This window comes from Mixta mediterraneensis, from assembly GCF_030283135.1.
Classification (GTDB): Bacteria; Pseudomonadota; Gammaproteobacteria; order Enterobacterales; family Enterobacteriaceae; genus Pantoea; species Pantoea mediterraneensis.
On record NZ_JASUAZ010000081.1, the window covers coordinates 1 to 6,514 of the forward strand.

At 59.8% G+C, this 6,514-nt stretch carries 8 protein-coding genes; 1 reads left to right on the forward strand and 7 read right to left on the reverse strand.

The annotated features are described in order from the left end of the window. Positions 1-505, forward strand: a 505-nt coding sequence (locus tag QRY16_RS21245; RefSeq protein ID WP_289777972.1) for an HNH endonuclease, incomplete at its 5' end; no start/stop codon positions are given. Positions 506-843: 338 nt separating this feature from the next. On the opposite strand, the gene QRY16_RS21250 is transcribed toward QRY16_RS21245, so the two are convergent. From QRY16_RS21250 to QRY16_RS21280, 7 genes are all read right to left on the reverse strand, one after another. Then, positions 844-1,161, reverse strand: coding sequence for a HigA family addiction module antitoxin (locus tag QRY16_RS21250; RefSeq protein WP_058973959.1), 318 nt, complete (start codon positions 1,159-1,161; stop codon positions 844-846). After that, positions 1,161-1,442: a type II toxin-antitoxin system RelE/ParE family toxin gene (locus QRY16_RS21255; RefSeq protein WP_034830883.1), complete on the reverse strand. Its 282-nt coding sequence runs from the start codon at positions 1,440-1,442 to the stop codon at positions 1,161-1,163. The genes QRY16_RS21250 and QRY16_RS21255 overlap by 1 nt, the downstream gene beginning before the upstream one ends. Positions 1,443-1,512: 70 nt before the next feature. Next, on the reverse strand, positions 1,513-2,262 hold the full coding sequence (locus QRY16_RS21260; RefSeq protein WP_289777973.1) for a plasmid SOS inhibition protein A: 750 nt from the start codon (positions 2,260-2,262) through the stop codon (positions 1,513-1,515). Next, entirely contained in the window at positions 2,259-2,732 is a 474-nt protein-coding gene (locus QRY16_RS21265; RefSeq protein WP_289777974.1) for a conjugation system SOS inhibitor PsiB family protein, read from the reverse strand. The genes QRY16_RS21260 and QRY16_RS21265 overlap by 4 nt, the downstream gene beginning before the upstream one ends. Positions 2,733-2,798: 66 nt before the next feature. After that, positions 2,799-4,481, reverse strand: coding sequence for a DUF4942 domain-containing protein (locus tag QRY16_RS21270; RefSeq protein WP_289777975.1), 1,683 nt, complete (start codon positions 4,479-4,481; stop codon positions 2,799-2,801). A gap of 756 nt (positions 4,482-5,237) precedes the next feature. Beyond that, positions 5,238-5,651, reverse strand: coding sequence for a hypothetical protein (locus QRY16_RS21275; RefSeq protein ID WP_289777976.1), 414 nt, complete (start codon positions 5,649-5,651; stop codon positions 5,238-5,240). 47 nt (positions 5,652-5,698) lie between these two features. Continuing rightward, complete coding sequence (locus QRY16_RS21280) at positions 5,699-6,136, reverse strand: antirestriction protein (RefSeq protein WP_289777977.1); 438 nt, start codon at positions 6,134-6,136, stop codon at positions 5,699-5,701. Positions 6,137-6,514: the final 378 nt, after the last annotated feature.

Below are 6,514 nucleotides of genomic sequence, written 5' to 3' on the forward strand. Positions count from 1 at the left end.
CTTTAATTACGTCGATACCCAAATCTGGCGGGTAATATGGCAATGGTGTAAACGACGGCATACACGTAAAGGCCGCCGTTGGGTTGCAGATAAGTATTTCACGTTCTGGGACAGGCGCTGGCAGTTCAGCGCAGCGCCCCCGGAGGGTAAAACACTGCATCTCACCCGGGCGATGGATACGCCAATCAAACGCCATATCAAGATCAGAGGCGATGCAACCCCTTATTCACCCGGTATGGAAATCTACTTCGAACGCCGTCTGGACCTGATCTGGACCGGTAAACTGAAGAAGATGAAAACCGTGGCGGCATTGTGGAAACGTCAGGGTAAGTGCTGCCCTCGTTGCAGACAACTCATCACCAACCAGACAGGCTGGAATATACACCACCGGTTCAGGAAGGTTATGGGCGGGGGCGACGATATGTCTAATCTTGAGCTGCTACACCCCAACTGCCACCGTCAGTTACACAGCAGGGAAGCCGGTGCCCATAGCGGGCATTTATAAAGGCTTGAGCGGTATGCGGGGAAACTTGCACGTACCGTTCTTAGGGGGCGGCGGCGCAGTAATGCGCCGCTGCTACCCGACCACGCTGTTGCTGTTGCTGTTGCTGTTGATTTTAAAAAGGTTCTAACGATGGCGTGAACAGACCTCTGTTCGGGTCATTAACATACCTGATAAAGATATTCGCATGATGGTGATACACAGCAGGACGGACACGGCCGGTGCGACAGCACCGGCTTTTCCCGGCCCGCAGGGCGGTGGTGTTGACTTCCCGGGGCGTACTGAAAACGCATATAAAAACCGCGCCAGACGGCGCGGTGTGGAGGTAACTGTAGCGGCGTTTACTTGCCTGGCCGGTCCTGAGCGGAAGCCGCCATCACGCCCGGGTGCAGGTGCACGCCAGAAACGTCCGTGGTTTCTCGCGCCTTGTGCAGGTCGCAGGCGGCCTGCATCGATAACCAGAGGCGCGCCGCAATGCCCAGCCCCGCTTCCAGCCTCACCGCCATTTCCGGGCTGACCGACGCCTTACCGCTGGCGACTTTACTCAGCGCCGAGGCGGACACGCCCAGCTCTTTCGCCAGCACACGCAGGCCGATATTGTTATCTTCAATGTACTCGGTGATCAGGCCGCCCGGATGCGGGGGATTGAACATGGCCATCAGTGGTAGTCCTCCAGGTTGAGAATATAGGCATCACCGTCTGTAAATTCGAAAGTGATGCGCCAGTTAGCCCTGACCGTGATGGAAAACAGGTTTTTCCTGTCGCCCTTCAGGGGGTGAAAACGAAAGCCAGGATAGTTTCTGAATTCATCCGTGGAAAGCGCCTCATCGATGACCAGCAGACGAAGCCGGATGCGTTCAGCGTCCTTTGCCTGCACGCCGCTGATATCACCTTTTTCAAACAGCTTCTGTAATCCTTTGTGCTTCCAGCTTTTAATCACTTTTCGGCTCCGCGTTTCCTGTTAAGAAACAGTATAACATATGTTTCGCCACGCGAAACACTCCGCATTGTTATTTTTTACCATCCCGGGAAAGGATGTTCCGGGCAGTCAGCTTGTTTGGTACCAGCCAGTGATTCATGTTCTTCTGCGTGCTGTCCATGTGCAGCGATCGCAGATGTATTTTTCCCGCCACTTCACAGGCGACGTCTCCGGCATACGGCTGCAGGGTTTCCAGGTCGTTCAGCGACGGAAAGCGCCGCGCCCACGCGGCGATCATGTTCTTCAGGTCATTTCCCGGCACGCTGTCACGCCAGGCGGCGAACCAGCCGCGCAGCGTTTCCGGCGTGCGGAAAGCAAGTTCGGTTTCAGCCTGCCGGATGCGGTTCTCCAGCTGGCGTTCCTGGTACTCAGCCGCCTGCCGTTCCCGCCGGGTAACGTGGTTAACGCTCTTTTCGGCTGTATGTTTTGCACGCTCTGCGCGGCGGAAAACCGCCTCTGGAAAAAGGGTGCTGGCCAGCTCGCCCGGCAATGGCAGCGGACACACCTCACCCGCCGTACTGAGAAACGCATCCAGGGCGCTTTCCCACTCCGGCAGCGGCGCGCGTTTTTCGCGCGGACGCAGGTAAATACCCCGGATGCGGTTCATTGCCCGGACGCTGACGCGGCTCCTGCCGCTCAGCTGCTTCATAAACGCGGCGGCGTAAGGATGGCGGGCCAGCCTTGTCCCACGCTGCTGCGCGTGCTCAACCGCCGCGATGGCCTGCAGGGCGGCCTGACGTTCCGGCAACAGGGTGACCAGTGCGTGTGATTTCGGGATCATGCGGCGTGCCCTCCCATCCGAAGCGCGGCGACCAGCTCACCGTCACCCGTGAAGCCCGCCCGCGTGTACTCTGCGATTTTTTCAAGCGTGGTGCGAAGCGTTGCAGGTTCAAAGTGATAGCTGACGCTCAGCGGGACCCGCGACCGGGTGTGGGCATCCGTCAGCACCGCGCACCACAGCGGAGAATCTGACGACGGGCTGACCAGTTCGACGACAAGCCCGGCCACATCGGCACGGGTCAGCCGCAGGTGAACCGGATGCGCTCCGCCCCATTCGCCGCGCATCTCACAGTCTGTGCGCCAGCTGTCCGGCAGCTGCAGCGCGTTCAGCACGGCACCGCTCTGGCGCTGGCGAAACGCTTCGCCCCGGTGGCGGTAGGCTTCAAAATCGTAGCCGGTAAAGGTCTGCAGGGTGTTAAGCGTGAATTTCTCTTCATGGGTCATGATGTTCTGCTCTGTCTCGGGGTTCATTTTCCCGGCCCGCTTAGCAGGCCGGTGCGGTATCCGGCAGGGTCGCCCCTGCCAGCCGGGCCGGATTTATTCCGGCTTGTACGCCATGAGGCGCACCACTCGAACCCCGGTTCCCGCAAACATGCCCTCCATCGGCGCGGACCAGCTGCAGTCCCAGCCCGGCAGCAGGTTTTTCCGGTCGCTGCCGGCGGGCAGGATGGCCGCCAGGCGTCCGCCGTTCTTCACCAGTTCCGCCGCCGCGTTAAGGTGCGCCACGGCGCGGCCTTCGCTGAATGGCGGATTCATCACAGCAACATCAAACCGCTGCGGCGTCGTCTGCGCCCACGCCAGAAAATCAGCTTCAATCACGTTGTGGCCTTTGGCCTCCAGCACGCGGCAGTGCAGCGGCGAAACTTCCACGCAGGTGGTCTGCGCCTTTGGCATCAGGTCGGCCAGGCCGCCCATGCCCGCGCTCGGCTCCAGGCAGGTTTCACCCTCGCGGATGTCCGCCTCGTCGAGCAGCTGCGCGGCAAGTTCGCCCGTGGTCGGGTAAAACTGGTGTGTTTTCTGCTCCGGCAGCGCGCCGGAAAGCTGGATATCTTCAAGCGCCGTGGTCGGGTCATAATCGAATTCAAACCAGGTGAAGGCGTTAATGTTCATCTTTACGCCGCCCAGGCTCATCAGCACTTTTTCCGCTTCCGCGCGCGCAGCCGGGTTCTCGTCCGAATAGCCCTTAAAGCGGCGGTTAAAGGGGTTTGTCGTCACAGGCGGGCGCGGTTCTTCCCAGCGGTTGCGCTGCACTGGCTCGGTGCGCTCTGTCTGCAGGTCGCTGAGTACGCCCAGCACGGAAAACGGCAGCAGATTTGTGTGCAGCTCAAAGGTTTTCGGCTTCGTGCGCGGCTTCTGGCGGTGCTCTGCAGGAATGGCGGCCGGGTGCAGGAAGGCCAGAATGTCATTCAGACGCCAGGCCATATCCGGATGGATTTCCAGATGGATAGTGCCTTTCTGAAAGGCTTTAATGCGCAACGCGCCGCCGTCGATGGCAACCCACTCACCCGAACGATCGCGCGCGATTTTCAGAATTTTGTTGGTCGTGTTCAGGCCGGTCGCATCGCGCCCCATAAACTTCGCGATCACCTTGCGCAGGTCGTCCACGTAGCCGGTGCGGTCGTAGTTGCACATGCCCCACTGATCGAACATGCATTCAATGATCATGCGCTTGCTGAAGCCTTCCGGGCGGTTGGTCACGTGGCTGCGCGACAGGCTGCGGAAAATGCCGTCAACGCGCTCTGAGAAAAATTTCTGACGCGAGAAAAGCAGTTCGGAAAGCGTCGCACGCACGGCGTTTTCCTCAAAATCCGGCGCTTTCATCTCATGGATCTGATTGTTCCACTCGTTGCGTCGGTCATTGGGCATGTACTCGTAAACGTCAGTGAGGCTCAGCGCCTGCTGCCAGAAATCGGCATTCAGTGACGCCAGCGCACCGGGCAGATCGAACAACTTAGACACGGGCGGCACGTGGTAGCCCCGGCTGCCGTGGAGGTTGCCTCTTAGAAAGTGCGCCACGGCCTCATGATTTTCCCCGCCGCGAATTGATACTGACAGGTCATTCAGCTTCGCACGCAGGAAGTTATAACGGCCCAGCAGGCCATCAATCAGATCGGTTTCAACGGGCGCAAAAAAAGTGTCTGAAATGACTTCCCCGGCGGCGCTGATCGGTGCGCGGTCGGTGGTCGCATCAGGGGTGACGTTTACGAGGGTGTTTTGCATGGCATGGCTCCTTAAATCCGGCTGAGTAAATGCAGCTGTCGCTGCGGACCCGAAAAAGACCTTCTCTGACGCAGGTTTCTTCTTCCCGGTCTGCCCTTTCGCGGCAAAGGGCAAAGGAGCAACGACGAAGTGAGGGCATAAAGGGGCGACGACAGAAAGTTTTTGCGGACCCTGGCGAAAAGTTTCTGGCGGCGTGCATTTTACCCCTTTCTGCCTGAACCGGCGGTGCTACGACCAGCCCTCCAGCGCAAGGGCTGGCCGGAAAGCAGAGGAGCGTCAGAAGGGACGTTTCAGACCGCTCCGCGGGCTGGCCTTAAAGGCCCGGCGGGTTTTGCCGGGACGGTGAAAGCGACGGCGCAGCCGACAGCAGCCGTTGAACCAGGACATCAGACCGAAACCGCTCGCGGACGAAACCCGCAGGGGTTCGGCGGCGCTTGGCGGCTTGCCGCTTAGCGACGTAGGGCTCGACGACCCGGCTTGCCGGGGAGCCGGAGGTGGCGCGAAGTCAGGTTTTCTGGTTTGATCTCTGACTGAATCAACAAAAGAAAACAGTAGCCGATTTGAGAAAAACCCGACTCAAAAACCCGGTTCGCTGCATAAAAACCGACTTAACTGCATCATCAGCGCTGTGTGACAGACAGACCAGTGGGTGCGGAAAGCAGCGCCGGCAGGCGCGGGTCTCCCGCAGGCCGCCGGAGGCGGCAGGGCCTTTTCGCGGCCGGAAAGGGGCTGCGGGCTTCCCTGCCCTGCCCCGGCTTATCTTTCCAGTGCGGCCATCATCGCTCTGATGGCCTCATGTTCCTGTGGCCAGAGGCGTTTTGCCGTTCCCTCACCGCCCTGCACATCCTCAAGGCGCATATAATCGCCCGCCACGCGCTGCACCTGCGCCAGCGCGGTGGCGGACACCGTGGCCTCCCGCGTCTGTGCCTCCTCCTCGCGCAGGTTTGCCAGCATGTCCCGCACCTCTTCCCGCCCGATGCCATAGCGGCGATGGTCGCCATCCTCCGCGATATACTCCAGCTCCCGGCCCGCCTCTTTCTCTGTGATACCCATACATTCCGCGCTGTCCAGCACGTCTTCCAGCGTCCAGACCAGTACCGCAACCGAGCAGTCCTCGCCGAATGATTCGATCAGGTGGGTGCAAACTTCTTTAACGTTCCCGTGCATCATGCTTTTTCTCCTGTTAACGGGGCGACCTGTGCCGCCCCGTGGGTTAATCAGTCCAGCGCGCGAAAAATCGCGGCGGCTTCCGGGTGTTCGAAGGCGTAATCGGTCAGCTGGCGATGACGGCGGCAGTAGAGCGCGCACAGCTCGCCCTCATCGTGACGGTCATACATCCAGCTCCGGTGGTTCAGCACCAGTGAAGTGATCACGATGCCCGCCGCCTCGCTGCTCAGGCGCACATCGCTGTGATTTGCCGGGTTAACAAAACGCCAGGTTTCCTCTGCGGCGGGCTTCATAAAGCCACCGCCGGACGGCAGCAACGCAAAATCCCACACGCCGCCGTCGTAGTCCGCGAGGAAACGATCGGCGTACAGATACACGTTGTTTTCGGCGCGCATGAAATCGTCGCCAAACAGTGCCGGAAGAAAACGCAGGCGCGCATAGCCGTCAAGGACGCGCGCGGACTCAAAAGCAGGGGTGGCAGTATTCATCAGAAATCTCCGCAGTCAGGGTGGTTAACAGTTCCGGCCTGTGCCGTGACTGAATGACAGCCCGGCGAAAAGCGGAGTGTTCAGGAGCGGTGACGAGGCCGCAGCGCAAGCGAACGGAGGCGGGATTACGGACGGCGGTGACGCGAAGCATGAGCGGAGGCGCGACGGGAGTAAGCGCGCCGGAGAGAGTGCGAACGGGGGAGGAGACGAGCTTGCGGCTCTTGAACACGCAGCGGCCGGGCTAAAGTGAAGTGTACTAGCTCAGACCTGATCTGACAGTTACCGGTTATTTATACAGGTGTCTGTCAGATTAAATCTGGTTCAGATTCTTTTCTGCCCAGACCCGTTTTCCATCAAGTAACGTGGCCATTGGCGTAC

Coding starts and splice junctions, on each gene's coding strand:
- QRY16_RS21250 (WP_058973959.1), bottom strand. CDS start 1,161: ATGGCCATGTTCAATCCCCCGCATCCGGGCGGCCTGATCACCGAGTAC.
- QRY16_RS21260 (WP_289777973.1), bottom strand. CDS start 2,262: ATGATCCCGAAATCACACGCACTGGTCACCCTGTTGCCGGAACGTCAG.
- QRY16_RS21275 (WP_289777976.1), bottom strand. CDS start 5,651: ATGATGCACGGGAACGTTAAAGAAGTTTGCACCCACCTGATCGAATCA.
- QRY16_RS21265 (WP_289777974.1), bottom strand. CDS start 2,732: ATGAACCCCGAGACAGAGCAGAACATCATGACCCATGAAGAGAAATTC.
- QRY16_RS21280 (WP_289777977.1), bottom strand. CDS start 6,136: ATGAATACTGCCACCCCTGCTTTTGAGTCCGCGCGCGTCCTTGACGGC.
- QRY16_RS21270 (WP_289777975.1), bottom strand. CDS start 4,481: ATGCAAAACACCCTCGTAAACGTCACCCCTGATGCGACCACCGACCGC.